General features: G+C 52.2%; 23 protein-coding genes. 13 read left to right on the top strand and 10 right to left on the bottom strand.

Annotated features, from left to right (window positions below; genetic code table 11):
• The first annotated feature begins 31 nt into the window (after positions 1-31).
• The 3 genes from mtnN to D9741_RS09660 are packed head-to-tail and all read left to right on the top strand — an operon-like array spanning position 32 to position 2,184.
• Positions 32-730 (top strand): 5'-methylthioadenosine/S-adenosylhomocysteine nucleosidase, encoded by a 699-nt coding sequence (gene mtnN / locus D9741_RS09670; RefSeq protein WP_064525028.1) that lies wholly within the window; start codon positions 32-34, stop codon positions 728-730.
• A complete protein-coding gene (gene btuF, locus D9741_RS09665) occupies positions 723-1,523 on the top strand; it encodes a vitamin B12 ABC transporter substrate-binding protein BtuF (RefSeq protein ID WP_130205008.1) in 801 nt (266 codons plus the stop codon). Before mtnN ends, btuF begins: the two co-directional genes overlap by 8 nt.
• 37 nt (positions 1,524-1,560) lie before the next feature.
• Positions 1,561-2,184, top strand: coding sequence for a TRIC cation channel family protein (locus D9741_RS09660; protein WP_064525034.1), 624 nt, complete (start codon positions 1,561-1,563; stop codon positions 2,182-2,184).
• A 46-nt stretch (positions 2,185-2,230) separates the two neighbouring features.
• On the opposite strand, the gene erpA is transcribed toward D9741_RS09660, so the two are convergent.
• From erpA to D9741_RS23560, 4 genes are read right to left on the bottom strand one after another with little or no spacing between them, the layout of a single operon-like run.
• Positions 2,231-2,575, bottom strand: coding sequence for an iron-sulfur cluster insertion protein ErpA (gene erpA, locus D9741_RS09655; protein ID WP_001295564.1), 345 nt, complete (start codon positions 2,573-2,575; stop codon positions 2,231-2,233).
• Positions 2,568-2,633: a small protein YadW gene (gene yadW, locus D9741_RS09650; protein WP_120795373.1), complete on the bottom strand. Its 66-nt coding sequence runs from the start codon at positions 2,631-2,633 to the stop codon at positions 2,568-2,570. Before yadW ends, erpA begins: the two co-directional genes overlap by 8 nt.
• 23 nt (positions 2,634-2,656) lie before the next feature.
• A complete protein-coding gene (gene clcA / locus D9741_RS09645; RefSeq protein ID WP_130217336.1) occupies positions 2,657-4,078 on the bottom strand; it encodes a H(+)/Cl(-) exchange transporter ClcA in 1,422 nt (473 codons plus the stop codon).
• Positions 4,075-4,137: a hypothetical protein gene (locus tag D9741_RS23560; RefSeq protein WP_214430084.1), complete on the bottom strand. Its 63-nt coding sequence runs from the start codon at positions 4,135-4,137 to the stop codon at positions 4,075-4,077. Before D9741_RS23560 ends, clcA begins: the two co-directional genes overlap by 4 nt.
• 162 nt (positions 4,138-4,299) lie before the next feature.
• Here D9741_RS23560 and hemL point away from each other — a divergent pair, with 162 nt between their 5' ends.
• Positions 4,300-5,580 (top strand): glutamate-1-semialdehyde 2,1-aminomutase, encoded by a 1,281-nt coding sequence (gene hemL, locus D9741_RS09640; protein WP_130205003.1) that lies wholly within the window; start codon positions 4,300-4,302, stop codon positions 5,578-5,580.
• Between the two features lie 532 nt (positions 5,581-6,112).
• Here hemL and fhuB read toward each other — a convergent pair.
• The 6 genes from fhuB to hrpB form a co-directional block, all read right to left on the bottom strand.
• Positions 6,113-8,095, bottom strand: a complete 1,983-nt coding sequence (gene fhuB, locus D9741_RS09635; RefSeq protein WP_130217338.1) for a Fe(3+)-hydroxamate ABC transporter permease FhuB — start codon at positions 8,093-8,095, stop codon at positions 6,113-6,115.
• Positions 8,092-8,982, bottom strand: a complete 891-nt coding sequence (gene fhuD, locus D9741_RS09630) for a Fe(3+)-hydroxamate ABC transporter substrate-binding protein FhuD (RefSeq protein WP_130217340.1) — start codon at positions 8,980-8,982, stop codon at positions 8,092-8,094. The genes fhuB and fhuD overlap by 4 nt, the downstream gene beginning before the upstream one ends.
• Entirely contained in the window at positions 8,982-9,779 is a 798-nt protein-coding gene (gene fhuC / locus D9741_RS09625; protein WP_001158929.1) for a Fe3+-hydroxamate ABC transporter ATP-binding protein FhuC, read from the bottom strand. The genes fhuD and fhuC overlap by 1 nt, the downstream gene beginning before the upstream one ends.
• A gap of 50 nt (positions 9,780-9,829) precedes the next feature.
• Entirely contained in the window at positions 9,830-12,073 is a 2,244-nt protein-coding gene (gene fhuA, locus D9741_RS09620; RefSeq protein ID WP_130217342.1) for a ferrichrome porin FhuA, read from the bottom strand.
• A gap of 219 nt (positions 12,074-12,292) precedes the next feature.
• Positions 12,293-14,815 carry a bifunctional glycosyl transferase/transpeptidase gene (gene mrcB, locus D9741_RS09615; RefSeq protein WP_130217344.1) on the bottom strand — a complete coding sequence of 841 codons (2,523 nt, stop codon included), beginning with the start codon at positions 14,813-14,815 and terminating at the stop codon, positions 12,293-12,295.
• Positions 14,816-14,977: 162 nt separating this feature from the next.
• Positions 14,978-17,407, bottom strand: coding sequence for an ATP-dependent helicase HrpB (gene hrpB, locus D9741_RS09610; RefSeq protein WP_130217346.1), 2,430 nt, complete (start codon positions 17,405-17,407; stop codon positions 14,978-14,980).
• A 73-nt stretch (positions 17,408-17,480) separates the two neighbouring features.
• Between hrpB and thpR the strand changes: the two genes are divergently transcribed.
• From thpR to htrE, 9 genes are all read left to right on the top strand, one after another.
• Positions 17,481-18,011: an RNA 2',3'-cyclic phosphodiesterase gene (gene thpR, locus D9741_RS09605; RefSeq protein WP_130204991.1), complete on the top strand. Its 531-nt coding sequence runs from the start codon at positions 17,481-17,483 to the stop codon at positions 18,009-18,011.
• Between the two features lie 14 nt (positions 18,012-18,025).
• Positions 18,026-18,730 (top strand): DNA/RNA nuclease SfsA, encoded by a 705-nt coding sequence (gene sfsA, locus D9741_RS09600; RefSeq protein ID WP_130204989.1) that lies wholly within the window; start codon positions 18,026-18,028, stop codon positions 18,728-18,730.
• Between the two features lie 177 nt (positions 18,731-18,907).
• A complete protein-coding gene (dksA, locus tag D9741_RS09595; protein WP_001155227.1) occupies positions 18,908-19,363 on the top strand; it encodes an RNA polymerase-binding protein DksA in 456 nt (151 codons plus the stop codon).
• Between the two features lie 66 nt (positions 19,364-19,429).
• Positions 19,430-20,326: a tRNA glutamyl-Q(34) synthetase GluQRS gene (gene gluQRS / locus D9741_RS09590; protein WP_167854546.1), complete on the top strand. Its 897-nt coding sequence runs from the start codon at positions 19,430-19,432 to the stop codon at positions 20,324-20,326.
• A 59-nt stretch (positions 20,327-20,385) separates the two neighbouring features.
• Entirely contained in the window at positions 20,386-21,783 is a 1,398-nt protein-coding gene (gene pcnB / locus D9741_RS09585) for a polynucleotide adenylyltransferase PcnB (RefSeq protein ID WP_205712856.1), read from the top strand.
• Complete coding sequence (gene folK / locus D9741_RS09580) at positions 21,780-22,259, top strand: 2-amino-4-hydroxy-6-hydroxymethyldihydropteridine diphosphokinase (protein WP_130217350.1); 480 nt, start codon at positions 21,780-21,782, stop codon at positions 22,257-22,259. The genes pcnB and folK overlap by 4 nt, the downstream gene beginning before the upstream one ends.
• Before the next feature lie 345 nt (positions 22,260-22,604).
• Positions 22,605-23,189 carry a fimbrial protein gene (locus D9741_RS09575; protein ID WP_130217352.1) on the top strand — a complete coding sequence of 195 codons (585 nt, stop codon included), beginning with the start codon at positions 22,605-22,607 and terminating at the stop codon, positions 23,187-23,189.
• Between the two features lie 104 nt (positions 23,190-23,293).
• Positions 23,294-24,034 (top strand): fimbrial chaperone, encoded by a 741-nt coding sequence (locus D9741_RS09570; protein WP_130217354.1) that lies wholly within the window; start codon positions 23,294-23,296, stop codon positions 24,032-24,034.
• 34 nt (positions 24,035-24,068) lie between these two features.
• Positions 24,069-26,669, top strand: a complete 2,601-nt coding sequence (htrE, locus tag D9741_RS09565; protein ID WP_130217356.1) for a Yad fimbria usher protein HtrE — start codon at positions 24,069-24,071, stop codon at positions 26,667-26,669.
• Positions 26,670-26,677: the final 8 nt, after the last annotated feature.

Here is a 26,677-nt window from a genome sequence, read left to right as displayed (position 1 = left end):
CCTTCAAATCGAGCTTATCGCGAGTAAATCTATGAAAATCGGCATCATTGGTGCAATGGAAGAAGAAGTTACGCTGCTGCGTGACAAAATCGAAAACCGTCAAACTATCAGCCTGGGCGGTTGCGAAATCTATACCGGCCAACTGAACGGAACCGAGGTTGCGCTTCTGAAATCAGGCATTGGTAAAGTCGCAGCAGCGCTGGGTGCAACTCTGCTGCTGGAACACTGCAAGCCTGATGTGATTATTAACACCGGTTCCGCGGGTGGCCTGGCGCCAACGCTGAAAGTGGGCGATATCGTTGTCTCGGACGAAGCACGTTATCACGACGCGGATGTCACGGCGTTTGGCTATGAATACGGTCAATTGCCTGGCTGCCCTGCAGGCTTCAAAGCTGACGATAAACTGATCGCTGCCGCCGAGTCCTGCATTGCCGAACTGAATCTTAACGCTGTACGTGGCCTGATTGTTAGCGGCGACGCTTTCATCAACGGCTCTGTTGGTCTGGCGAAAATCCGCCACAATTTCCCGCAGGCCATTGCAGTAGAAATGGAAGCGACGGCTATCGCTCACGTTTGCCACAATTTTAACGTTCCGTTTGTGGTGGTGCGCGCCATCTCTGACGTCGCCGATCAACAGTCTCACCTTAGCTTCGACGAGTTCCTGGCCGTTGCTGCCAAACAGTCCAGCCTGATGGTTGAGTCACTGGTGCAGAAACTGGCTCATGGCTAAGTCACTATTCAGGGCGCTGGTCGCCCTGTCTTTTCTTGCGCCACTGTGGCTCAACGCCGCGCCGCGTGTCATCACTCTTTCCCCCGCTAACACCGAACTCGCATTTGCCGCCGGGATCACGCCGGTAGCGGTCAGCAGTTATTCCGACTATCCGCCAGAAGCACAGAAAATAGAGCAGGTTTCCACCTGGCAAGGGATGAATCTGGAACGTATTGTGGCGCTAAAACCCGATCTGGTCGTAGCCTGGCGCGGGGGTAACGCCGAGCGACAAGTTGACCAGCTTGCTTCGCTGGGAATAAAAGTGATGTGGGTCGATGCGACAAGCATTGAACAAATTGCCGATGCGTTACGTCAACTGGCCCCGTGGAGTCCGCAACCTGACAAGGCCGAGAAAGCCGCGCAAACCTTGCTGGAACAGTATGCGCAACTCAAAGCTAAATTCGCCGACAAACCTAAAAAACGTGTTTTCTTACAATTCGGCATTAATCCGCCCTTCACCAGCGGAAAAGAGTCGATTCAGAACCAGGTACTGGAAGTTTGCGGTGGAGAAAACATCTTTAAAAACAGCCATGTTCCCTGGCCACAGGTGAGCCGCGAACAGGTATTAGCACGCGCGCCACAGGCAATTGTCATCACTGGCGGATCGGACCAAACTCCTAAAATCGAGCAATACTGGGGTGAACAGCTCAAAATTCCCATTATTCCTCTCACAAGTGACTGGTTTGAACGTGCAAGCCCACGTATTATCCTCGCTGCACAACAACTCTGTAATGCGCTTTCACAAGTGGATTAGCGCCTGACCTTTTCAGGTGCTCAGTGGGGATTGAACAATGCTCGTCTATTGGCTGGATATAGTCGGCACAGCGGTATTTGCCATCTCCGGCGTTTTACTTGCCGGAAAATTGCGTATGGACCCTTTTGGCGTCCTGGTATTAGGCGTGGTTACCGCAGTAGGCGGTGGAACCATTCGTGACATGGCGCTGGATCACGGTCCGGTATTTTGGGTGAAAGACCCTACCGATCTGGTCGTTGCAATGGTAACCAGCATGCTGACGATCGTCCTGGTACGCCAGCCAAGACGCTTGCCGAAATGGATGCTGCCGGTGCTGGATGCTGTTGGGTTGGCAGTATTTGTTGGCATTGGCGTCAACAAAGCCTTTAATGCGGATGCGGGTCCATTGATTGCGGTATGTATGGGTGTTATTACGGGCGTTGGCGGCGGGATCATTCGCGATGTGCTGGCGCGCGAAATCCCCATGATTTTACGTACAGAAATCTACGCAACAGCCTGTATTATCGGCGGTATTGTCCACGCTACGGCTTATTATACGTTTTCCGTCCCGTTAGAAACGGCCAGTATGATGGGGATGGTGGTAACGCTATTGATTCGACTGGCAGCTATCCGTTGGCATCTTAAACTGCCGACGTTTGCGCTGGATGAGAATGGGCGTTAAAGAGAGTAGATGTGCCGGATAGTTTATCCGGCACATTAACAGCAGATTAGATGCTGAAGGAAGAACCGCAACCGCAGGTGCTTTTCGCGTTCGGGTTGGTCACGATGAAACGCGAACCTTCCAGTCCTTCAGTATAATCAACGGAACCACCAACCAGATATTGCAGGCTCATTGGGTCAACCACCAGGCCTACGCCCTGTTTTTCAATGGTCATATCGCCTTCGTTCACCTGATCATCAAAGGTGAAACCATACTGGAAGCCGCTGCAACCGCCACCGGTGATATACACGCGTAATTTCAGATTCGGGTTATCTTCGTCAGCGATCAGGCTTTTAACTTTGTTGGCTGCTGCGTCAGTAAACTCCAGCGGCAGTGCTACGTCATCACTCATATTTTGCTCCAAACGACATCGGCAATTGGGCAAATTCTAACCCAATAATAATCGCCATTATCTAATACCCTGGTATTTCGTTCAAGTATTCTCGCTGGCGACAGCGGCCTTGCTTCGCGCCAGTTGCTCCGCTTCCTGTTTTGCCAGCGTGCGCGCAAGAATCGCCGAGTATAGCGGTTTTCCGCCGGTAAATTGTGCTAATAGTGTTGCGCCAAGACCGGTAATAATCATTGGCAAAATGAGCTGATAGTTATCTGTCATCTCTAATACCAGAATGATCCCCGTTAACGGCGCACGAATGGATGCCGCCAGTAACGCGCCCATTCCGGCAATAGCAAAGGTGCCTGCTTCAAGGTGATATTGCGGAAACAGTTCAACGGCAACCATCCCGAACGCGGTTCCCAGCACGGTACCCAGCGCCAGCATCGGGGCAAAAATACCGCCCGGCGCGCCGGAAGAGAAACAGAGTAAGGTGGTGATGACCCGCGCGACAAAGATAAACACCAGCATTCCCATGCTGAAGTTCCCCGCCGTGGCGATAGGAATCAGGTTAAAACCACCGCCTGAGGTTTCAGGAGCGACAAAACCCAGCAGCCCACACAAACCACCAATCGCACCGCCCATCAGTACCCATTTGGTTATATTGCCGCCGTGTACGCGGTGTAGTAAATCCTGCATCCCCAGCACCCATTTATTAAAAATAGGGCCGAAAATGCCAAAAATAATACCGAGGATCAGATAAAGCCACAGCGTATTAAGCGGGGCGTCAGAAAGTTTACCGACATCAATAAGTGCAACTTCGTGGTTAAATACCCGGTACATAATGGTCGACATAATGACGCCAATAAATACCGCTTTAATCGAAATTAGCGTATAGCGAAACTGCGGACGCATCTCTTCAATAATAAAAAGAATCCCCGCCAGCGGCGCGTTAAAAGCCGCCGCCAGACCTGCCGCCGCACCGGTTGCCAGTAACGTATGGCGAGCTTCGTCACCTTTCATGCGGAAAATATCAAGCACCATCCGGCCAATATTACCGCCAATCTGCACGGTTGGCCCTTCGCGCCCCAGTACCATACCGCCGCCCAGCGTCCCCAGGCCACCAAAGAATTTCACTGGCAATACACGCCACCAGCGAACGGGACGTTGATCTTCCAGCGCCCCTTCAATTTCCGGGATACCCGAACCACCCGCTTCCGGCGCGTATTTGCGCACCAAGAAATAACCGAACATCGCCAGCACTGCCGAACAGAGAAAAGCAACGGTTAACAGAAGTGGATAATTATCGGCAGTATGTACCAGCGCGCCCATTCGTTGGTTCTGCAACCAGGCGACACCTTTGTCAAAAGCAACCGCTGCCAGCCCGACAAGGGTACCGACGACCGCCGCCATAAACAAAATAGCTAATGGCGTTTTATCACGCTCAAGAAGCTGGCGAATGAGTTGTCTGCGTCGCAGACGCGCAGCCTGCGGTATTTCATAAGAGGGAGTATCAGTTTTCATCCAATGATCACATATTGGTCATACAAATAAGATGACGGCATTTTACTCGTACATTCAATGAAAATCCTTTGCAAAGCGTAATGTTTCAAATGCACAAAACTTTTATACTCTACGAAGTCAAAGTTGCAGCAGTAAAAGCAACTTGTTGACGAGTATTTAACTTGTTATGAATAACCTAGAATAGCAGCCATTCACTTTTTCTACGAATCAGGAACCCCTCCATGAGTAAGTCTGAAAATCTTTACAGCGCAGCGCGTGAGCTGATCCCTGGCGGTGTGAACTCTCCTGTTCGCGCCTTTACTGGCGTGGGCGGCACTCCACTGTTTATCGAAAAAGCGGACGGCGCTTATCTGTATGATGTTGATGGCAAAGCGTATATCGATTATGTCGGTTCCTGGGGGCCGATGGTGCTGGGCCATAACCATCCGGCGATCCGTAACGCAGTGATTGAAGCCGCCGAGCGCGGTCTGAGCTTTGGTGCGCCGACCGAAATGGAAGTGAAAATGGCGCAACTGGTGACCGAACTGGTGCCAACGATGGATATGGTGCGCATGGTGAACTCCGGCACCGAAGCGACAATGAGCGCCATCCGCCTGGCCCGTGGTTTTACTGGCCGTGACAAGATCATCAAATTCGAAGGTTGCTACCACGGTCATGCTGACTGCCTGCTGGTGAAAGCCGGTTCTGGCGCACTCACTTTAGGGCAGCCAAACTCACCGGGCGTTCCGGCAGATTTCGCCAAACATACCTTAACCTGTACTTATAACGATCTGGCCTCTGTACGCGCCGCGTTCGAACAGTACCCGCAAGAGATTGCCTGTATTATCGTCGAGCCGGTGGCAGGCAATATGAACTGTGTTCCACCGCTGCCAGAGTTCCTGCCAGGTCTGCGCGCGCTGTGCGACGAATTTGGCGCGTTGCTGATCATCGATGAAGTGATGACCGGTTTCCGCGTAGCGCTAGCTGGCGCACAGGATTATTACGGCGTGGTGCCAGATCTCACCTGTCTGGGCAAAATCATCGGTGGTGGAATGCCGGTAGGTGCCTTCGGCGGTCGTCGTGATGTGATGGATGCGCTGGCTCCGACGGGTCCGGTGTATCAGGCGGGTACGCTTTCCGGTAACCCGATTGCGATGGCCGCCGGTTTCGCCTGTCTGAATGAAGTCGCGCAGCCGGGCGTTCACGAGACACTGGATGAGCTGACAACACGTCTGGCAGAAGGTCTGCTGGAAGCGGCGGAAGAAGCGGGAATTCCGCTGGTCGTTAACCACGTTGGCGGCATGTTCGGTATTTTCTTTACCGACGCCGAGTCCGTGACATGCTACCAGGATGTGATGTCCTGTGACGTGGAACGCTTTAAGCGTTTCTTCCATATGATGCTGGACGAAGGTGTTTACCTGGCACCGTCAGCGTTTGAAGCGGGCTTTATGTCTGTGGCGCACAGCATGGAAGATATCAATAACACCATCGATGCTGCACGTCGGGTGTTTGCGAAGTTGTGATCCAACATTGTTTGTCGGATGCGGCGTGAACGCCTTATCCGACCTGGAGATCAGGACCGTTTGTAGGCCCGATAAGGCGCACCAGCGTCGCATCGGGCATCGGTTGTCGGATGCGGCGTGAACGCCTTATCCGACCTACGGTTCGGGGCCGTTTGTAGGCCCGATAAGACGCGCCAGCGTTGCATCGGGCATGGTTTGTCGGATGCGGCGTGAACGCCTTATCCGACCTGGAGTTCAGGGCCGTTTGTAGGCCCGATAAGACGCGCCAGCGTCGCATCGGGCATGGTTTGTCGGATGCGGCGTGAACGCCTTATCCGACCTGGAGTTCAGGGCCGTTTGTAGGCCCGATAAGACGCGTCAGCGTCGCATCGGGCATTGTTTGCCGGATGCGGCGTAAACGCCTTATCCAGCCTGGAGTGCAGGGCCGTTTGTAGGCCCGATAAGACGCGCCAGCGTCGCATCGGGCATTGTTTGCCGAATGCGGCGTGAACGCCTTATCCGACCTGGAGTTCAGCGCCGTTATATGGAAAAATTAACGGCTCTGCTTTCTCAGCAAATAAATAAAATACGGTGCGCCGATAAACGTCGACAGCAGACCCGCCGGGATCTGGAATGGAAACAGCACCATCCGTCCACACCAGTCAGCGAACACCAGCAGTAATCCCCCCACCAGCGCTGAAATCACGATGTGCGGCATCGTCCGTCGAAAGCCCATCATCCGCGCGATATGCGGTGCCATCAGACCAACAAAACTCAACGGCCCGATGGTCATTGTCGCGGTCGCCGTCAGGCAAGCCGCTAACAGCAGCAGCGCAATTCGCGTCGGCGCCAGCGCCATCCCCACGGCTCGCGCGGTATCACCGCCCAGCGGTAAAATGGTCAGCCAGCGGCGACACAGCGGGGTAATCGCCAGCAAAATCACCATCACAATTCCGGTACGCCATACCTGCGCATCTGTCGCGTTGTAGGTCGAACCGGAAATCCAGGTCAACACTTGCGCCATTCGCGGGTCACCGCTCGCCTGCAACATCATCAAAAGCATGGTGAACGCGGTACTTAACGCCATCCCCGCCAGTAACATACGGTGTGGGGAAAATCCACCGCGTCCGGCGGCGATCATAATGATCAACAGCGTCACCGCCGCGCCGAGACTTCCCGCGGGTAACAGCCAGCCAAAGGCATTACCCGGCACCAGAAACAACATCAACACCACGCCAAACGCCGCGCCAGAGCTAATCCCCAGCACTTCCGGGCTTGCCATCGGGTTTCCGGTCAGCCGCTGAATAATACAGCCCGCCACCGCCAGCATGACGCCCGCAAACAACGCCGCCATAATTCGCGGCCAGCGCCAGGGCATCAAATCCTCGAGCAACGCCCCGCTCGCCCACGTCCAGCCGTGCGCATCACGACCAAACGACAGCGCCACCACCACAGCCATCAACAGCAGCACGCCGCCCGCGAGGGCAAACGCCAGCACATGTTGGCGTTCAGTCGCGACACGATCGTTGACCTTCATATCCGGCGCGCTAATGCTGCGTAAACGCGGCAGCAGCCACAGTAGCAGCGGGGCACCGATGAGCGCAGTGACCGAACCGGTAGAAACTTCCATCCACACGCGAGTCAGCCAGAGGATGATTTGATCAGAAAGCCACAGAATTAACGCACCAATCAGCGACGCCAGCATCAACCGTGGCAGCAGACGCCGCGCGCCCAGCATTTTCGCCAGCAACGGCGCGAACAACCCGATAAAGCCGATAATCCCCACCGCGTTCACCAGCAACGCACTGATGACAATCGCCAGCGACAGCGCAGCCAGACGCGCCAGCGACAAGGCCAGCCCGAGATTGCGCGCCACGCCATCATCAAGCCCCATCAGGGTTAACGGGCGAAGTAGCAGTAACGTCAGCATCACGCCGCCCAGCAGCTGCGGCCATAAACGCTCAACGCCGCCCCAGTCGGTTTGCGTCAGCGTTCCGGTGCTCCACAGGAACATGCTTTGCAACTGGTCGTGATGGAAGATGACCAGTAACTGATTGATTGCCCCGCAATAAAGGCTCACCACCAGCCCCGCGAGGATCAGCGTTACCGGCGAAAGCCGTTTCCCCCACGCGACGCCAAAAACGATTAAGCCAACGACACAAGCACCCGCCAGCGCAGCAAACTGGCTCGTCATCGCACCAGGGATCGCCCAGAGCGTAGTGACGGTAATCCCCAGTTGCGCGCCTGTAGCAACGCCCAACGTCGTCGGTTCCGCCAGCGGGTTACGCAGCACTTGCTGAAACAGCACGCCCACCAGCCCCAGGCCCGCGCCCACCAGCAGCGAAATCGCCAGACGCGGCAGCAAGCTGTAGTGAAAAATCATCTGCTCGATGACATCGATATCCGGCGACCAGGCAGCCTGCGCCCATTGGCTACGCGGCAGCGCCTGCGAAAAGTTCATCCAGGTCAGCGCCGTAGCGACAATCACCAGCAGCGCCAGCAATAACGCCGGGAAAAGCGCAATTCGTTTACTCACGCTTTACCTCCGATGGCGTTATCCAGAATACGCACAAAGTGCATTGCCGAAAGCGTCGCGCCATAAAACCAGACTGCGGGTACGCGCTGAAAACGTCCGGCGCGGACAAACGGCATGGCCTGCCACAGCGGGGTTGCCATTAGCGCGTCCATCTCCTTGCTGTTGTCATGATCAAAACAGAGCACATCAACATCTTTATACGCCGCCAGACGATCGATACTGACGGCAGTACTGCCCCAGAAGTTGGTTTCCCCTTGCCAGGCATTTGGGATGCCGTATTCATCGAGAATTTCCTGGAACAGGCTGTTTGGACCGAAGACCAGCATATGGCGCGGATCAAGAAGCGACGTCAGCAATAACGGGCGCGCTCCACGCTTCACAAAGCGGGGTTTCATGCTTCGGATAAAGTCTTCATATTGCGCTAAATGCGTTTCTGCTGCGCTTTGCAGATTAAGTAAATCCGCCATTTCCGTCAGCGATTTACGCGCCATCACCAGCGGCTGTTTTCCGTCGCTGAAGTTAAATCCGCGTCCCGGCGCAATGCGTGCCAGCATTTCTGGCGAAGGGCCATATCCCGCCGACCAGACCATAAACGATGGTTTCATTTCGGTCAGCAGTTCAAGGTTAGGTTCTGTGCGCAAACCAACGTCAATCACCGATTCAGGTAATGGTGGTTCGCTGACCCACAGGCGATAGTTGATGGTGTCCGCCACGCCGTAAGGTACGATGCCGAGCGCCAGCAGTAATTCCACCGGCAGCCACTCCAGCGCCACAACGCGATGTGGATCAATAGCCGCCGCACGGGCGGTATTCATCTGCCATAGCAACGGAGAAAGCGCCATCGCCGTTAACAGTCGGCGGCGCGAAATAAGAGGTAAACCGCTCATCAATAAACAAAACTCACAGGTGCAGCACCCGCCGGATGCGGCAAAATCCCCATCGGGATGCCATAAATCATTTCGAGGGTTTCGCCGCGCATAATTTCCGCAGGCGTTCCCTGAGCAATCATTTCACCACCGCGCAGGGCGACCAGATAATCACAATAGCGCGCCGCCATATTGATATCGTGCAGCACAGCAATGACCGTCAGACCACGTTCCTGACTTAAACGATGCACCAGCGCCAGCACGTCAACCTGGTGGGCGATATCCAGCGCCGAGGTCGGTTCATCCAGCAGCAGGCAACGGCTATCCTGCGCCACCAGCATGGCGATCCACGCCCGCTGACGTTCGCCGCCAGAGAGACTATCGACCAGCCGATGCGCCAGCGGTTTTAAGCCAACCAGCGAAATCGCCTCTTCGACCTTTTCGCGATCAGCCGCGCCAAAGCGCCCCAGCGCGCCATGCCACGGGTAACGACCAATCGCCACCAGTTCACGCACGGTCATCCCTTCTGCCGGAGGAAGCTGCTGCGGCAAATAAGCCACTTTGCGGGCAAACGCTTTGCTGCTCCAGCTTTCCAGCGGCTGAGCATCAAGAAGAATCTCCCCTTCCGACGGTGGCTGATGACGGCCAAGCATTTTGAGCAGAGTGGATTTACCAGAACCGTTGTGACCAATCAGACCGGTCACTTTCCCGGCAGGAAAGGTTAACGACAGCGGATGCAAAAGCGTGCGCCCTGGCACACGAAAGGAGATATTACGCAGTGCAAAAGTGGTATCGGAATGATTCGTGTATTCCTGCATAACAGCCAACTTGTGAAGCGGGCACGGAAATCCGTGCCCCAAAGAGAAAATTAGAAACGGAAGGTTGCGGTTGCAACGACCTGACGTTCTGCGCCCCAGAAGCAGCCATAGGTGTTAAAGCAGCTGGCGACGTATTCACGATCGAACAGGTTGTTGACATGCAGCGCCACGTTGGAGCCAGCCATACCGACTCGCGCCAGATCATAACGCACTAACGCATCCACGACCGTATAACTTCCCACTTTAAAGGAGTTCGCCGGATCGCCGTAGCTGGAGCCAGTATAACGACCGCCAGTACCCAGCGTCAGACCTGAAAGTGGACCGTCAAAGAAGGTGTAATCAGCCCACAGAGAAGCCATGTGTTTTGGCACCTGCGCAGGTGTATTGCCTTTATAGGTAGTATCGGTGGTGTATTCCGCATCGGTGTAAGTATAAGAACCGACTACGTTAACACTCGCCGACAGCGCCGCTTTTGCTTCGATCTCTACGCCACGCGCACGGATCTCGCCACCTTCAACCGAGAAGAAGGAACCCTCAGGATCCGCCATCAGGTTGTTGGTTTTGGTGAGATTATACAGCGCGCCAGTCACCACAATTGGGCGATCTTCCGGTACGTATTTCACGCCGACTTCGTACTGCTTACCTTTAGACGGTGCGAAAATATTACCATCCTTCCCGACCTGTGAAGAAGGTTCAAACGATTCGCTATAGCTGAAGTACGGTGTTACGCCGTTATCAAACAGGTAGTTAACGCCACCACGCCAGGTGAACTGTTTGTCATCACGCTTGTCTGTCGTTCCCGCTACGCGGTTAAGAGATTCTTGATCTGCCCAGTCGTAACGACCGCCCAGAGTGACCAGCACTTTATCCCACTGCGCCTGATCCTGAACGTAAATACCCGTTTGCTTCTGCTTATTCAGAATACGGTACGGACCGGAGTTTGCCGGATCTTTCGCATTGAAATCGAAATCGGTATTCACCGGATTGTACAGATCGAGCAGTGGCACAGAGTCGTCGTAACCAAACCAGGCGTTGATGTCATTACGCATACGCATAAAGTCGACACCGGTCAGCAGGGTATGGTCGATATCGCCAGTGGCGAATTTGCTTTGCAACTGGGTATCAACAGAGAAGTTTTGCAGCTTCTCATCATCAACGACGTATTTGCGCGCCAGATAATGACCTTTATCCGCTGGCGCTAAAGCTGCACACTGTTGGCTGTAAGCATTCGCCGGATCGGAGCAGACGCCGTAACCATAAACGCTGTTTTGCGAGGTTTTGTTTTCAGCAAAGCGCAGGTTCTGACGCACAGTAAAGGTGTCATTAAATTCGTGGTCGAAGCTGTAGCCAACCATCTTCTCATTACGAGAATAGGTGTTGTTCTTCGCCCCTTCGTTAAAGTCAGTCGGCAGACGTTTACCGTTTGGCAGCGGCTCAACGGTCCCTTCTTTCGGCAACCAGCCGTAATAACCAGTTTCCGGCTCATTCTGGAAGTAAGAAAGGAAGGTGAAATTGGTTTTATCGTCCGGACGCCAGGTAAACGCTGGAGCAATGGCATAACGCTGCTCTTCCGCGCCCTTTTGCTGGGCATTGGCAGAGCGCGCAAGACCGGTCAGACGATAAGAGTAAACGCCGTCATCGTCCAGCGCATCGCTAAAGTCAAAACCGGTCTGGAACAGGCTGTCAGTCCCGGCTTTAAACTGCACTTCTTTCAACGGTTCGGTGGTCGGGCGCTTGCTGACCATGTTCAACAGGCCGCCTGGGCTGCTTTTCCCATAAAGCACAGATACCGGGCCACGCATGATTTCAGCGCGCTCCAGCATATACGGGTCGATAACCGCATCGTTATAGAAGTTGCCCTGCATCTTCAGGCCATTCAGATAGTTGTTCTGACTTTGGCCTTCCGCAGCAAAACCACGAATGATCAGGTGGTCATAGGTGTTGGATGCACCACGCGTACCCACTGAGACACCCGGCGTATAACTGAGCGCTTCTTTTACTGACTTCGGCTGGTGCAGCGCCATCTCTTCAGCAGTCACAACAGAAATAGACTGTGGCACTTTTTGAATCGGCGTATCTGTTTTGGTACCGGTGGCGGACTGTCGCGCCGCAATAGTGGCAGCAGGCCCCCATGCGCTTTCTTGCGGCGCAGGTGCAGCGGTAACGGTGATAGTGTCTTCTTTCGGTTCAACCGCTGCCTGTGCATAAACAGACATGCCGCTAACCGCTGTGGCTACTACGACTGCGATTTTACGCAGTGAGTGTTTTGGCTGAGCAGTTTTGGAACGCGCCATTGGTATATCTCTGATGTAAAGTGAATGATAACGTAAACGAGAATGATTATTATAAAGATAAGATAATATTCGAAACGCTGGCGGGTTCGCAAGCGGTACGCAATCTGAGCGTTCCTGAAGGGTTAATAAACAACCAGATGAAAAGAAAGGGTTAATACTTTGGGTGGGATGTTATTTTACCGGATGGCAACTCGCCATCCGGTATGTCACGCTTAGACGTTAATTACTACCAAACATATCCTTGATCCAGCCTGCCACGCCGTCGCTGTCTTTCTGCTGCTGTTGAGCAGGTTGCTGTTGCGGCTGAGAAGACTGATCAAACGGATTGCCTGACGGCTGCTGCTGTATCTCACTCTGCTGGCACAGCGATTGCGGATCGCTGGTCCAGACCGGCAAAGTACGCATACCACCGCTGCAAACAAAGTTACCGTCGTAATCCACGCCCATATCCACGATATCTTCCGGCGGTACAAGATTCAGCGGCGTTGGTGTCTGATTAGCCAGATAACGCTGGTAAATCGACATCGCCCCGCTGGCACCGTACAGCTTAGTCGGCTGGTTGTTATCGCGGCCTACCCAGGTGATGGTCACCGTGCTGCCGTCAATGCCCGCAAACCAGGTATCAACGTTGTTGTTGGTAGTACCCGTTTTCCCTGCCAGATGCAGGTTCGGATATTTCGCCCCAAGCTGACGCCCTGTACCACGTTGCACCACTTGCTGCATGGTCCACAGCGTCAGATACGCCGCCTGCGCCGGAACTGCGCGTTCCGCCTGCGGGAAGCTCTGGTACAGCACCTTACCATCTTCCGCGATGACTGAACGCAGTGCAGAAAGTGGCGCGCGGTTACCGCCGCTGGCGATAGTCTGGAACGCCTGCGCCACTTCGATTGGCGTTAAGTTCAGCGCTCCCAGCAACATTGCCGGAACTGGATTCAACTGGTCTTTCGGCACGCCCAGTTTGATCCAGGTATCCGTAACCGCAGGCAGCCCCAGCGCCATCCCCAGATTCACCGTCGGCACGTTCATCGAACGGGTCAACGCATCCACCAGCATCACTCTGCCGCTTTCGCTATAACGACGGTCATCGTTCTGCGGTGACCAGACCTGACCGTTCGGCTGACGCAGCGCGATTGGCGCATCGGCAATCCACGTATTCAGACGATAGATTTTCGGCTGGCTTAACGCCGTAAGATAAGTCGCTGGTTTTGCCAGTGAACCAATCGAACGACGTGCCTGCATCGCACGGTTGTAGCCCGCAAACTGCGGTTCAGCCCCCCCGACCATCGCACGGACTTCGCCACTAAAGCGATCAACGACGACAATCGCCGTTTCCAGATCGCTCAACTTACGCTGTTTCTTCAGTGCAGGAATGCCTTCTACGGCAGCTTTTTCTGCCGCATCCTGGGCCACTGAGTCAAAAGTAGTGAAGATCTTCACACCAGAGAGATCTTTCACCTTATCGCCCAGTTTCGCCTGCAACTCCTGACGCACCAGCTGCATAAAGGCTGGCTGAGGAGAGATGACTCCGCCGCGTGGCTGTACGCCCAGCGGACGCGCACTCAGCATTTCATACAGTTCGCCGTCGATAATCTGCTGTTGTTGCAGCAAACGCAGCACCAGGTTACGTCGCTCCAGCGCCAGTTTCGGATTACGCCACGGGTTGTAGATCGACGCGCCTTTCACCATGCCAACTAACAGCGCCTGCTGGTCAAGGCTCAACTCTTCTACCGGGCGACCAAAGTAGTACAGGCTCGCCAGCGGGAAGCCACGAATTTCGTTGTCGCCGCTCTGACCGAGATACACCTCGTTCATATACAGCTCAAGAATGCGATCTTTGCTGTAACGCGCATCCATGATCAACGCCATATAGGCTTCGTTCGCTTTACGCCAGTAAGAACGTTCGCTGGAGAGGAACAGGTTTTTCACTAACTGTTGCGTCAGTGTACTCGCCCCCTGCACCGTGCGCCCGGCTGTCAGGTTCGCCAGGACCGCACGTCCAATGGAGTAGAGGCTGATGCCATCATGCTCGTAGAAATGACGGTCTTCTGTCGCCAGCAAGGTATCTACCAGCAAGTCCGGGAAACCACTGCGCGGCACAAACAGACGCTGCTCGCCGTTTGGCGAGGAGATCATGGTGATCAGGCGCGGATCAAGACGGAAGAAACCGAACTGCCGGTTGTTCTCCATATTGACGATGGTCGCCAGATGATCACCATCAAAAGTCAGACGCGCACGCACCTGCCCTTCTTTACTGTCCGGGAAATCAAACGGACGGCGGATCATTTCAATGCTGTTGGCCTGCACGGTAAATTCGCCAGGACGGGTCATCTTCGACACCTGACGATACTGGGTCGCCTCCAGCAGTTTCACCATCTCGTTCTTGCTGATGGTCATATCTGGTTCAAGGTTAACCATTCGGCCATAGACCGCCGCTGGCAACTGCCAGACCTTGCCATCAATACGGCTACGAATTTTTTGATCGAGATAAACGCCGTAAATGGCGATCAGCACGGCAAAAACGATAGCCAGTTTTAGCAGCAGCCATAACCAGCCGCGTTTGCCACGAGGCTTACGCCCTTTTCCTTTGCCCTTTCCTTTGCGCGGCATCGGTTCTTCGTCCTCATAGTCATCATAATCGTCGTAATCATCGTCGTCTTCGTAACGACGACGGCTTACCTTTTGTTTGACTGGACGCGTCGGTTTCCCTTTGCGTCCAATTGGCTCGCGGTCATTCCCGGCCATGCTTTTTCTCCGCAATATTCAGGCGCAAAAGCCCGATTTTCTGTTCTTCTGTTGCAATACAGAAGAAGATATCTCTCAAAATGCTTTTCTCCCTCTCCCTGTGGGAGAGGGCCGGGGTGAGGGCATCAGCGCGCACATTGCCCCTATGCCCGTTTACCAACCTTACGAATACTTTTTCGTCCGCCGCGTTGGTGCGGTATTCGCCGGGTCGTCCGGCCAAACGTGTTTGGGATAACGCCCTTTCATCTCCTTTTGCACCTCACGATACGCCCCTTTCCAGAAGGCCCCCAAATCACGGGTGATTTGCAGCGGCCTTTGGGCGGGTGAAAGTAACTCCAGCACCAGCGGCACACGTCCCTGGGCGATTGTCGGATTGGTGGCTTCGCCAAACATCTCCTGCATTCTTACTGCCAGCGCAGGTGGGTTATCTTCATGATAACGAATGGCGATCCGACTTCCCGTCGGCACAGTGTAATGCGCAGGCAGGGAACTCACCAGACGTTGCTGCATTCCCCAATCGAGTAATCCATGCAGCGCCTGGTAAATATCGACTGATTTCAGGCCACGTAGCGAATGTACGCCGCTCATATGCGGCAACAACCACGTTTCAAGCGTCGCCAATAAACTCGCGTCATCGACCGCTGGCCAGTCATACTCTGGTAACCACTTCGCAGCGCACAGTAAACGCAGGCGTAGCTGTTCCGCTTCTGGCGTCCAGTTGAGGACGTTTAATCCTTTATCGCGTATACCGTTAAGCATCGCCTGATGTAATTCTTCTTCCGAAGGTTTCGCTAGTGGCTGCACTTTTACCGTGAGCTGGCCAATTTGCAGCCGACGCCAGGCTTTCAGCGTGCCTTGAGCATCGTCCCACTCCACAGTGTCAGACTGCTGCACCAGTTGCGGGCAACGTTCTACTAACGTATCAATATCGACCGGCAGCGCCAGCAAAATCCGCGCATCCGGCGAGGCGCTGCCCTGCAATAATAACGGTGCGATCAGCCATTCGTGGCGGTTTAACGCGTCGTCGGCATCCAGCATCGCCCCCATGCCGTTCGCCAGTTGATAGCGACCATCTTGCCCACGCCGACGAGCAATACGATCGGCAAACGCCCCGGCAAGCAGCGGCGCAATAAGCGAACTGTCCTCCTCACCGCCGCGTACGTTTAAGCGTTTCAACAGTTGCTGACTACGTTGCTGCCAGGCAGGTTGATTGCGCGAGAACGCCACGCCAAGATCACCATTACCCATCCGTGGCGGTTCTTCGAGAATAGCGGCAATTTTTGCGGCGGTAGCCGCTTCATCGTCACTCTTCGCGCTCACCAGCATTGCCGCTAAACGCGGATCGTTACCCAGCGCCGCCATTTTTTGCCCTTGCGCACTAAGCCGTTCACCGTCCAGCGCCCCCAGCATGTGTAACAGGCGTTTCGCCGCCTGTAGATTCACCGCTGGCGGGTGATCCAGCCAGTTCATCTGTGCCGGATCGCTACATCCCCATTGCAGTAATTCCATCAACAAACCGGAGAGATCGCTTTGTAAGATCTCCGGTTCACTTTGCGCTGCGGCGCGTTCCGCCTGCTCTTTAGCGATTAAATGCAGGCAAATACCTGGCTCCAGACGCCCGGCGCGCCCGGCACGTTGCGTCATCGACGCCTGACTAACGCGCTGAGTGATCAACCGAGTAAGACCCGTACGCGGATCAAAGCGCGCTACCCTTTCCTGGGCGCAATCCACCACCAGACGGATACCTTCGATGGTTAGACTGGTTTCAGCGATGTTGGTCGCCAGCACCACTTTGCGCATTCCTTGCGGCGCAGGGAGGATAGCTTTTCGCTGATCGTTCAGCGACAACGCCCCATACAGTGGGCAGAGCAACACATCACTGCCGATGCGTGACGCCAGTTGTTCCTGCACGCGCTGAATTTCTCCGACACCAGGTAAAAATAACAGTAATGACCCAGTTTCCTGGCGCAGCAATTCGGCGGTAGCGGCAGCTACTGCTTCGTCAAAGCGTTGGTGTGCAGGCAACGGCAAATAGCGGCGCTCCACCGGATACGAGCGCCCTTCGGAAACAACAACGGGCGCTTCTGGCAGCATCTGCTGCAAGCGATCGTTATCCAGCGTAGCCGACATAATTAGCAGCTTTAAGTCATCGCGCAGACCTTGTTGCACATCGAGTAACAACGCCAGCGCCAAATCCGCCTGCAAACTGCGTTCATGAAATTCATCGAGGATCACCAGCCCCACGCCGTTCAGTTCCGGGTCGCGCTGGATCATGCGCGTCAACACGCCTTCGGTGACCACTTCCAGACGAGTATTCGGCCCGACGCAGTTTTGCGCACGCATCCGGTAGCCAACTGTGTCGCCAGGCTTTTCGTTCAGCAGCTCCGCCAGGCGTTGCGCAACGTTACGCGCTGCCAGTCGACGTGGCTCCAACAGGATGATTTTCCCGTGAATCCCTGAATGCGCCAGAAGTTGCAGCGGTAGCCAGGTCGATTTTCCGGCTCCGGTCGGCGCACTTAATAACACCTGCGGCGCATAATCGAGGGCGGCAAGTAATTCAGGTAAGACGGCTGCAACGGGTAACGACGACACAAAACGCTCCAGAGGGTTAACATTCTTCGCGCCACATTGTAGCATCGCGGTAATTCATAACCGAGTGCCTGACATGTCTGAACCGCAACGGCTGTTCTTTGCCATTGACCTACCTGCTGAAATCCGCGAACAGATTATTCACTGGCGCGCCGCACAGTTTCCACCTGAAGCGGGCCGCCCGGTTGCTGCTGAGAATTTACATCTGACGTTGGCGTTTTTAGGCGAAGTAAGCGCAGACAAAGAGAAGGCGCTCTCACTGCTGGCCGGGCGAATTCGTCAACCCGGTTTTACACTCACGCTTGATGACGCAGGTCAGTGGCTGCGTTCACGCGTGGTATGGTTGGGTATGCGCCAGCCGCCGCGCGGCTTAATCCAACTGGCGAATATGCTTCGTTCGCAGGCAGCACGCAGTGGTTGTTTTCAAAGCAATCGACCGTTTCATCCGCATATCACCTTATTGCGCGACGCCAGCGAGGCGGTAACAATCCCACCGCCTGGTTTTAACTGGTCATATGAAGTGAAGGAGTTCACTCTTTATGCTTCCTCGTTTGCCCGTGGGCGTACACGTTACACACCGCTCAAACGCTGGACGCTGACGCAATAACAAGGATTGTCATAATGGAATTTTCTCCTCCTTTACAGCGCGCCACGCTAATTCAGCGTTATAAACGCTTTTTAGCCGATGTGATCACACCTGATGGTCGTGAATTGACGCTACACTGCCCCAACACTGGCGCGATGACCGGTTGTGCAACGCCTGGCGATACCGTCTGGTATTCGACTTCCGACAATACAAAACGGAAATACCCGCACACCTGGGAATTAACCCAAAGCCAAAGCGGCGCATTTATTTGCGTTAATACGCTTTGGGCGAATAGATTGACGAAAGAGGCTATCCTTAATGGGGAAATTTCGGAGCTATCAGGCTATAGCTCGCTGAAAAGCGAAGTAAAATACGGTGCCGAGCGCAGTCGTATTGACCTCATGTTACAGGCGAGGTTTCGACCTGACTGCTATATTGAAGTGAAATCGGTTACGTTAGCGGAAAATGAGCAAGGTTACTTTCCCGATGCCGTTACCCAACGTGGGCAGAAACATCTTCGGGAGTTGATGAGCGTAGCGGCTGAAGGCCAACGTGCGGTGATTTTTTTCGCTGTACTGCATTCAGCCATTACACGGTTTTCACCCGCGCGCCACATCGATGAGAAATACGCGCAACTATTGTCAGAAGCACAACAGAGGGGAGTAGAAATTCTGGCTTATAAAGCGGAACTTTCTGCTGAAGGTATGGCTCTTAAAAAATCACTGCCTGTTACATTGTAGTAGTGTAAGTAACTGGTTAATTTACATTCTGGTCGCGTGCGCAAATACGCTTTTCCTCACACAGTTGTCAAGTGTTACGTTTAGATAATTGCTATCCGGAAAAGCATCTGCTATTTATAGCGGCCTCATTTTTCCCCCGAACATGGGGATCGATAGTGCGTGTTAAGGAGAAGCAACATGCAAGAAGGGCAAAACCGTAAAACATCGTCCCTGAGTATTCTCGCCATCGCTGGGGTGGAGCCATATCAGGAGAAGCCGGGCGAAGAGTATATGAACGAAGCCCAGCTGGCGCACTTCCGTCGTATTCTGGAAGCATGGCGTAATCAACTCAGGGATGAAGTCGATCGCACCGTTACACATATGCAGGATGAAGCAGCCAACTTCCCGGACCCGGTAGACCGTGCAGCCCAGGAAGAAGAGTTCAGCCTCGAACTGCGTAACCGCGATCGCGAGCGTAAGCTGATCAAAAAGATCGAGAAGACGCTGAAAAAAGTGGAAGACGAAGATTTCGGCTACTGCGAATCTTGCGGTGTTGAAATTGGTATTCGTCGTCTGGAAGCGCGCCCGACAGCCGATCTGTGCATCGACTGCAAAACGCTGGCTGAAATTCGCGAAAAACAGATGGCTGGCTAATTACAGCCGTTCCATCACGTTTACCACAGGCGGGAAATACTCCCGCCTTATTTTTTGTTCAAAGAGATGACAGACACACAGTATATTGGTCGCTTCGCCCCCTCTCCTTCCGGCGAGCTTCATTTTGGTTCTCTGATTGCTGCGCTTGGCAGCTATTTGCAGGCTCGCGCCCGGCAAGGTCGCTGGCTGGTACGCATTGAAGATATCGACCCGCCTCGTGAAGTTCCCGGTGCCGCAGAAACTATCCTGCGCCAGCTGGAACATTACGGCCTGCACTGGGACGGCGATGTTCTTTGGCAATCGCAACGTCACGACGCCTATCGCGAAGCACTCGCCTGGTTACATGAGCAAGAGCTAAGTTATTACTGCACCTGCACGCGTGCGCGTATTCAAAGCATTGGCGGTATTTACGACGGTCATTGCCGGGCATTGCATCATGGACCAGACAACGCGGCTGTGCGTATTCGGCAGTTGCATCCGGTCACACAGTTTACTGATCAACTACGCGGAATTATTCTCGCCGACGAAAAACTGGCGCGAGAAGATTTTATTATTCATCGTCGTGATGGTTTGTTTGCCTATAACCTGGCGGTGGTGGTCGATGATCACTTCCAGGGCGTCACAGAAATTGTTCGTGGGGCAGATTTAATTGAACCGACAGTGCGGCAAATCTCGCTGTACCAGCTTTTTGGCTGGCAGGTGCCAGATTACATTCATTTACCGCTGGCGCTAAACGAACAAGGCGCTAAACTTTCCAAGCAGAATCATGCGCCTGCGTTACCGAAAGGCGATCCGCGCCCAGTGTTAATCGCGGCACTTCATTTTCTGGGTCAGCAGGCAGAAGCGCACTGGCAGGATTACAGCGTAGAACAAATCCTTCAGTCAGCCGTCAAAAACTGGACGCTGACCGCCGTGCCAGAGTCGGCAATTGTAAATTCAACATTCTCAAATGCGTCATGCTGAGCTATGATTAGCCGCTATTTTTTTGTCCTGAATGATGTTTGACACTACCGAGGTGTATTATTTTTACCCGAGTCGCTAATTTTTGCCGCAAGGTGTTGAGCCGCGAGGAGAGCGAAGCTGAACAGGCAGTCGCCCGTCCACAGGTGACGGTGATCCCGCGCGAGCAGCATGCTATTTCCCGCAAAGATATCAGTGAAAATGCCCTGAAGGTAATGTACAGGCTCAATAAAGCGGGATACGAAGCCTGGCTGGTTGGCGGCGGCGTACGCGACCTGTTACTTGGCAAAAAGCCGAAAGATTTTGACGTGACCACCAACGCCACGCCTGAGCAGGTGCGCAAATTGTTCCGTAACTGCCGCCTGGTAGGTCGCCGTTTCCGTCTGGCTCATGTGATGTTTGGCCCGGAAATTATCGAAGTCGCCACCTTCCGTGGTCACCACGAAGGCAACGTCAGCGACCGCACGACTTCTCAGCGCGGGCAAAACGGCATGTTGCTACGCGACAACATTTTCGGTTCCATCGAAGAAGACGCCCAGCGCCGCGATTTCACTATTAATAGTCTGTATTACAGCGTCGCGGATTTTACCGTCCGTGATTACGTTGGTGGCATGCAGGATCTGAAAGACGGTGTAATCCGCCTGATTGGTAACCCGGAAACGCGCTACCGTGAAGATCCGGTACGTATGCTGCGCGCAGTACGTTTTGCCGCGAAACTGGGGATGCGCATCAGCCCAGAAACTGCCGAGCCGATCCCACGCCTTGCTACTCTGCTCAACGATATTCCGCCAGCACGCCTGTTTGAAGAGTCTCTTAAACTGTTGCAAGCGGGCTACGGTTACGAAACCTATAAACTGTTGTGTGAATATAATCTGTTCCAGCCGCTGTTCCCGACCATTACCCGTTACTTCACGGAAAATGGCGACAGCCCAATGGAGCGGATCATTGAGCAGGTACTGAAGAATACCGATACGCGTATTCATAACGATATGCGCGTTAACCCGGCGTTTTTGTTTGCCGCCATGTTCTGGTATCCACTGCTGGAAACAGCGCAGAAAATTGCTCAGGAAAGCGGCCTGACCTATCACGACGCTTTCGCGCTGGCGATGAACGACGTGCTGGACGAAGCCTGCCGTTCACTGGCAATCCCGAAACGTCTGACTACGCTAACTCGCGATATCTGGCAGTTGCAGCTGCGTATGTCCCGTCGTCAGGGCAAACGTGCATGGAAACTGCTGGAGCATCCGAAATTCCGCGCCGCCTACGACCTGCTGGCTCTGCGTGCTGAAGTGGAACGCAACGCCGAGCTGCAACGTCTGGCGAAATGGTGGGGTGAGTTCCAGGTTTCTGCGCCACCAGACCAAAAAGGGATGCTCAACGAGCTGGATGAAGATCCAACACCGCGCCGTCGCACTCGCCGTCCGCGCAAACGCGCGCCGCGTCGCGAGGGTACCGCATGACGGTGGCGTATATTGCCATAGGCAGCAATCTGGCCTCTCCGCTGGAGCAGGTCAATGCTGCCGTGAAAGCATTAGGCGACATTCCGGAAAGCCGCATTCTTGCTGTTTCTTCGTATTACCGTACCCCGCCGCTGGGGCCGCAAGATCAACCCGATTACTTAAATGCAGCCGTGGCGCTGGAAACCGCTCTTGCCCCTGAAGAGTTACTCAATCACACACAGCGTATTGAGTTGCAGCAAGGTCGCGTCCGCAAAGCTGAACGCTGGGGACCACGCACGCTGGACCTCGACATTATGTTATTTGGTAATGAAACAATTAATACCGAACGACTCACCGTTCCGCACTACGATATAAAGAATCGTGGATTTATGCTGTGGCCGCTGTTTGAGATTGCGCCGGAGCTGGTTTTTCCTGATGGAACAACATTAGACAACTTATTACAAATAAATAAATACGATGAATTAGACAAGTGGTAATTAAATAGCCACTTGAATATAAATAAATTCTGAAAAATACTCCCCAACAATTGCAATCAATGCATTTTTAAGTTACAACCACAATTAATAATATATCCCCCCTCTTAACCTTCCCACCCCATACACTATTTTTTCAACTTTAGATATTTAGTTTTACTTAAAGATGAATTAAGTGGATATATAATTTTTATTATGCACAATATCCCCCCTAATGATGAGCAGATGTAACATTCGGTAAATTCAAGTCCTCATCATTAACAAACCAATCTTCCTAGTCTATCGGGCCTCCCCATGTGCGGACTCCCGATTGAAGTTAAACTCATGGAATATAATTCAAGGATTTTTATGTCTAAAAAATTAGGTTTTGCCCTGTCTGGTCTTATGCTGACAATGGTTGCAGGTACTGCTTCTGCAGATATGGACGGTGGTCAGTTAAATATCAGCGGTCTGGTTGTTGATAACACCTGTGAAACCCGTGTAGACGGTGGTAACAAAGATGGTCTAATCCTGCTGCAAACTGCAACTGTTGGTGAAATCACTGACGGCGTACTGAATGATACCGTTGGTGCTAAAGCTAAACCTTTCAGCATCACCGTTGACTGTAGCAAAGCGAACCCGAATCCAGGTAGCACAGCTAAAATGACCTTCGGTTCTGTTTTCTTTGGTAATAGCAAAGGAACGCTGAACAACGACATGTCTATTAACAACCCGTCTGATGGCGTAAATATCGCTCTGCACAATATTGATGGTTCCACTATCAAACAAGTTCAAATTAACAATCCTGGCGATGTGTACACTAAAACCATGGATGCGACGACAAAATCTGCAGTTTATGATTTTAAAGCGTCTTACGTTCGTGCTGAAGCAAGTCAGACAGCAACTGCTGGTTATGTAAAAACTAACACTGCATACACCATTACTTATCAGTAAGTATTCACCAATTAAATTGATTGAATGAATATACAGGGAATAGTATTAATAATTACTATTTTTATATTATTCCCTGTCTTAATTAACTCTGTCAGGGATGGTTTATGTTTTTTAACACCAAACATACAGCAGCTTTATGCTTCGTAACCTGTATGGCTTTTAGCTCATCGACTATTGCGGATATCGTCATTTCTGGTACTCGCGTAATATACAAAGGCGATCAAAAAAGCGTCAACGTACGTCTGGAAAATAAAGGGAATAACCCATTGCTTGTTCAGAGCTGGTTAGATACTGGCGATGACAACGCAGAACCTGGCAGTATTAAAGTCCCCTTTACCGCCACGCCGCCAGTATCGCGTATTGATGCTAAACGTGGGCAAACAATTAAATTGGTGTATACCGCCAGTACCTCGCTGCCTAAAGACAGAGAGAGCGTGTTCTGGTTTAACGTACTGGAAGTTCCTCCAAAACCAGATGCCGAAAAGGTAGCAAATCAAAGCCTGCTGCAACTGGCATTTCGCACACGTATAAAACTGTTCTATCGCCCGGAAGCATTGAAGGGAAATCCCTCTGAAGCACCATTAGCCCTGAAATGGTCCTGGTCAGGTTCCGAGGGTAAAGCAGCATTACGAGTGGCCAATCCAACCCCTTACTACGTCTCTTTTAGCAGTGGTGATTTAGAAGCCAGCGGTAAACGCTATCCGATTGATGTGAAAATGATTGCACCATTCAGTGATGAAGTCATGAAAGTCACTGGCCTTAATGGCAAAGCAAATTCTGCAAAAGTGCATTTTTACGCCATTAATGACTTTGGTGGAGCCATTGAAGGTAATGCCAGTCTGTAATCAGGCAAGGATATAATTCCGCAGGAAGCATAACGTGACTATAAAACCAACTAAAAATTATCATAATCATCTGACCCGTATCGCCACGTTTTGCGCGCTGCTGTATTGCAATAGTGCTTTCAGTGCTGAACTCGTTGAATATGACCATACCTTCCTGATGGGGCAGAATGCCTCAAATATTGATCTCAGCCGGTATAGTGAAGGTAACCCTGCTATACCGGGTGTTTACGACGTCAGTGTTTATGTCAACGATCAACCTATTATTAACCAAAGCATTACATTTGTTGAGATTGAAGGAAAAAAGAACGCACAAGCCTGTATCACACTTAAAAATTTATTGCAGTTTCATATTAATTCTCCCGATATAAACAGCGAAAAAGCCGTTCTGCTTGCCCGAGATGAAGCTCTCGGCAATTGCCTCAATTTGACGGAAATTATCCCTCAGGCTTCCGTTCGTTATGATGTTAACGATCAACGTCTGGATATAGACGTTCCTCAAGCCTGGGTAATGAAAAATTACCAAAACTATGTTGATCCATCGTTATGGGAAAACGGCATTAATGCGGCCATGTTGTCATACAACCTCAATGGATATCATAGTGAAACCCCTGGTCGAAGAAATGACAGCATTTATGCTGCTTTTAACGGTGGGATGAATTTAGGTGCATGGCGACTGCGTGCCTCAGGCAACTACAACTGGATGACCGATTCTGGCAGTAATTATGATTTTAAGAATCGGTATGTTCAACGTGATATCGCCTCGCTGCGATCTCAACTCATTATTGGTGAGTCTTATACTACGGGCGAAACCTTTGATTCCGTCAGTATCCGAGGCATTCGCTTATACAGTGACAGCCGCATGTTGCCTCCGACATTAGCCAGTTTTGCGCCTATCATTCATGGTGTTGCCAATACCAACGCCAAAGTCACTATTACGCAAGGTGGCTATAAGATTTATGAAACGACTGTGCCGCCAGGCGCTTTCGTCATTGATGATCTGAGTCCGTCAGGGTACGGCAGCGATCTTATTATTACTGTCGAAGAATCCGATGGCTCAAAGCGGACATTCTCGCAACCTTTCTCATCGGTTGTTCAAATGTTACGCCCTGGCGTTGGACGCTGGGACATTAGCGGCGGTCAGGTCTTAAAAGATGATATTCAGGATGAGCCTAATTTATTTCAGGCCAGCTACTACTACGGTCTGAATAACTATCTGACGGGTTATACCGGTATTCAGATTACCGATAATAACTATACCGCCGGTTTGTTAGGTCTTGGCCTGAATACCTCAGTCGGTGCATTTTCTTTAGATGTGACTCACTCCAATGTTCGTATCCCGGATGATAAAACATATCAGGGGCAAAGTTATCGTGTTTCCTGGAACAAGTTATTCGAAGAAACAAGTACTTCACTGAATATCGCGGCCTATCGCTATTCGACACAGAATTATCTTGGTCTTAATGATGCACTAACTCTAATTGATGAAGTGAAACATCCCGAACAAGATCTTGAACCGAAATCCATGCGTAATTACTCGCGCATGAAAAATCAGGTTACGGTCAGTATTAACCAACCGTTGAAATTTGAGAAAAAAGATTACGGTTCATTTTATCTTTCCGGAAGTTGGTCCGATTACTGGGCTTCAGGGCAAAATCGTAGCAATTATTCTATTGGCTACAGTAACAGTGCATCCTGGGGCAGCTACAGTGTCAGTGCACAGCGTTCATGGAATGAAGACGGTGACACTGAAGATAGCATTTATCTCAGTTTCACTATTCCTATTGAAAAACTACTCGGCACTGAACAACGTAATTCAGGTTTCCAGAGTATTGATACTCAGATGAGCAGTGACTTTAAGGGTAATAACCAACTCAACGTCAGTAGCAGTGGCTATAGCGATAACGCTCGCGTCAGTTATAGCGTGAATACTGGCTATACGATGAATAAAGCCAGCAAAGATTTGAGTTATGTTGGGGGTTATGCCAGCTATGAGTCACCGTGGGGAACCCTGGCAGGTTCAGTTTCTGCAAATAGCGATAACAACCGTCAAGTTTCTCTCAGCACCGACGGTGGCTTTGTATTGCATAGCGGCGGCCTGACCTTCAGCAATGACAGTTTTAGCGACTCCGATACACTGGCGATAGTTCAGGCTCCAGGTGCTCAAGGAGCGCGAATAAATTATGGCAACAGTACTATCGATCGATGGGGGTATGGTGTCACCAGTGCACTTTCTCCTTATCATGAAAACCGTATCGCGCTGGATATCAACGATCTCGAGAACGATGTTGAATTAAAAAGTACCAGTGCAGTAGCTGTTCCGCGTCAGGGGTCAGTCGTCTTTGCTGATTTTGAAACCGTGCAAGGGCAATCAGCCATTATGAACATCACACGAAGTGATGGTAAAAATATTCCATTTGCTGCAGATATTTATGATGAGCAAGGAAATGTCATTGGTAATGTTGGACAAGGTGGACAGGCTTTTGTTCGTGGTATTGAACAGCAGGGAAATATCAGCATTAAGTGGATAGAAGAAAGTAAACCCGTTAGTTGCCTTGCGCATTATCAACAAAGTTCAGAAGCAGAAAAAATAGCGCAATCTATTATTCTGAATGGAATTCGGTGTCAGATTCAGTAACTACAAGG

The sequence above is a fragment of the Escherichia sp. E14V7 genome (genome assembly GCF_004212225.1).
Lineage (GTDB): Bacteria > Pseudomonadota > Gammaproteobacteria > Enterobacterales > Enterobacteriaceae > Escherichia.
The sequence above is the reverse complement of the archived record's forward strand: the minus strand, read 5'-3'. Positions and strand labels throughout refer to the sequence as shown.

Excerpts from the sequence above, each read along its gene's own strand:
- thpR (WP_130204991.1), top strand. The coding sequence starts at position 17,481 with ATGTCTGAACCGCAACGGCTGTTCTTTGCCATTGACCTACCTGCTGAA.
- dksA (WP_001155227.1), top strand. The coding sequence starts at position 18,908 with ATGCAAGAAGGGCAAAACCGTAAAACATCGTCCCTGAGTATTCTCGCC.
- clcA (WP_130217336.1), bottom strand. The coding sequence starts at position 4,078 with ATGAAAACTGATACTCCCTCTTATGAAATACCGCAGGCTGCGCGTCTG.
- erpA (WP_001295564.1), bottom strand. The coding sequence starts at position 2,575 with ATGAGTGATGACGTAGCACTGCCGCTGGAGTTTACTGACGCAGCAGCC.
- folK (WP_130217350.1), top strand. The coding sequence starts at position 21,780 with ATGACGGTGGCGTATATTGCCATAGGCAGCAATCTGGCCTCTCCGCTG.
- sfsA (WP_130204989.1), top strand. The coding sequence starts at position 18,026 with ATGGAATTTTCTCCTCCTTTACAGCGCGCCACGCTAATTCAGCGTTAT.
- fhuD (WP_130217340.1), bottom strand. The coding sequence starts at position 8,982 with ATGAGCGGTTTACCTCTTATTTCGCGCCGCCGACTGTTAACGGCGATG.
- fhuA (WP_130217342.1), bottom strand. The coding sequence starts at position 12,073 with ATGGCGCGTTCCAAAACTGCTCAGCCAAAACACTCACTGCGTAAAATC.
- hemL (WP_130205003.1), top strand. The coding sequence starts at position 4,300 with ATGAGTAAGTCTGAAAATCTTTACAGCGCAGCGCGTGAGCTGATCCCT.
- gluQRS (WP_167854546.1), top strand. The coding sequence starts at position 19,430 with ATGACAGACACACAGTATATTGGTCGCTTCGCCCCCTCTCCTTCCGGC.
- D9741_RS09660 (WP_064525034.1), top strand. The coding sequence starts at position 1,561 with ATGCTCGTCTATTGGCTGGATATAGTCGGCACAGCGGTATTTGCCATC.
- fhuC (WP_001158929.1), bottom strand. The coding sequence starts at position 9,779 with ATGCAGGAATACACGAATCATTCCGATACCACTTTTGCACTGCGTAAT.
- D9741_RS09570 (WP_130217354.1), top strand. The coding sequence starts at position 23,294 with ATGTTTTTTAACACCAAACATACAGCAGCTTTATGCTTCGTAACCTGT.
- mtnN (WP_064525028.1), top strand. The coding sequence starts at position 32 with ATGAAAATCGGCATCATTGGTGCAATGGAAGAAGAAGTTACGCTGCTG.
- mrcB (WP_130217344.1), bottom strand. The coding sequence starts at position 14,815 with ATGGCCGGGAATGACCGCGAGCCAATTGGACGCAAAGGGAAACCGACG.
- D9741_RS09575 (WP_130217352.1), top strand. The coding sequence starts at position 22,605 with ATGTCTAAAAAATTAGGTTTTGCCCTGTCTGGTCTTATGCTGACAATG.
- btuF (WP_130205008.1), top strand. The coding sequence starts at position 723 with ATGGCTAAGTCACTATTCAGGGCGCTGGTCGCCCTGTCTTTTCTTGCG.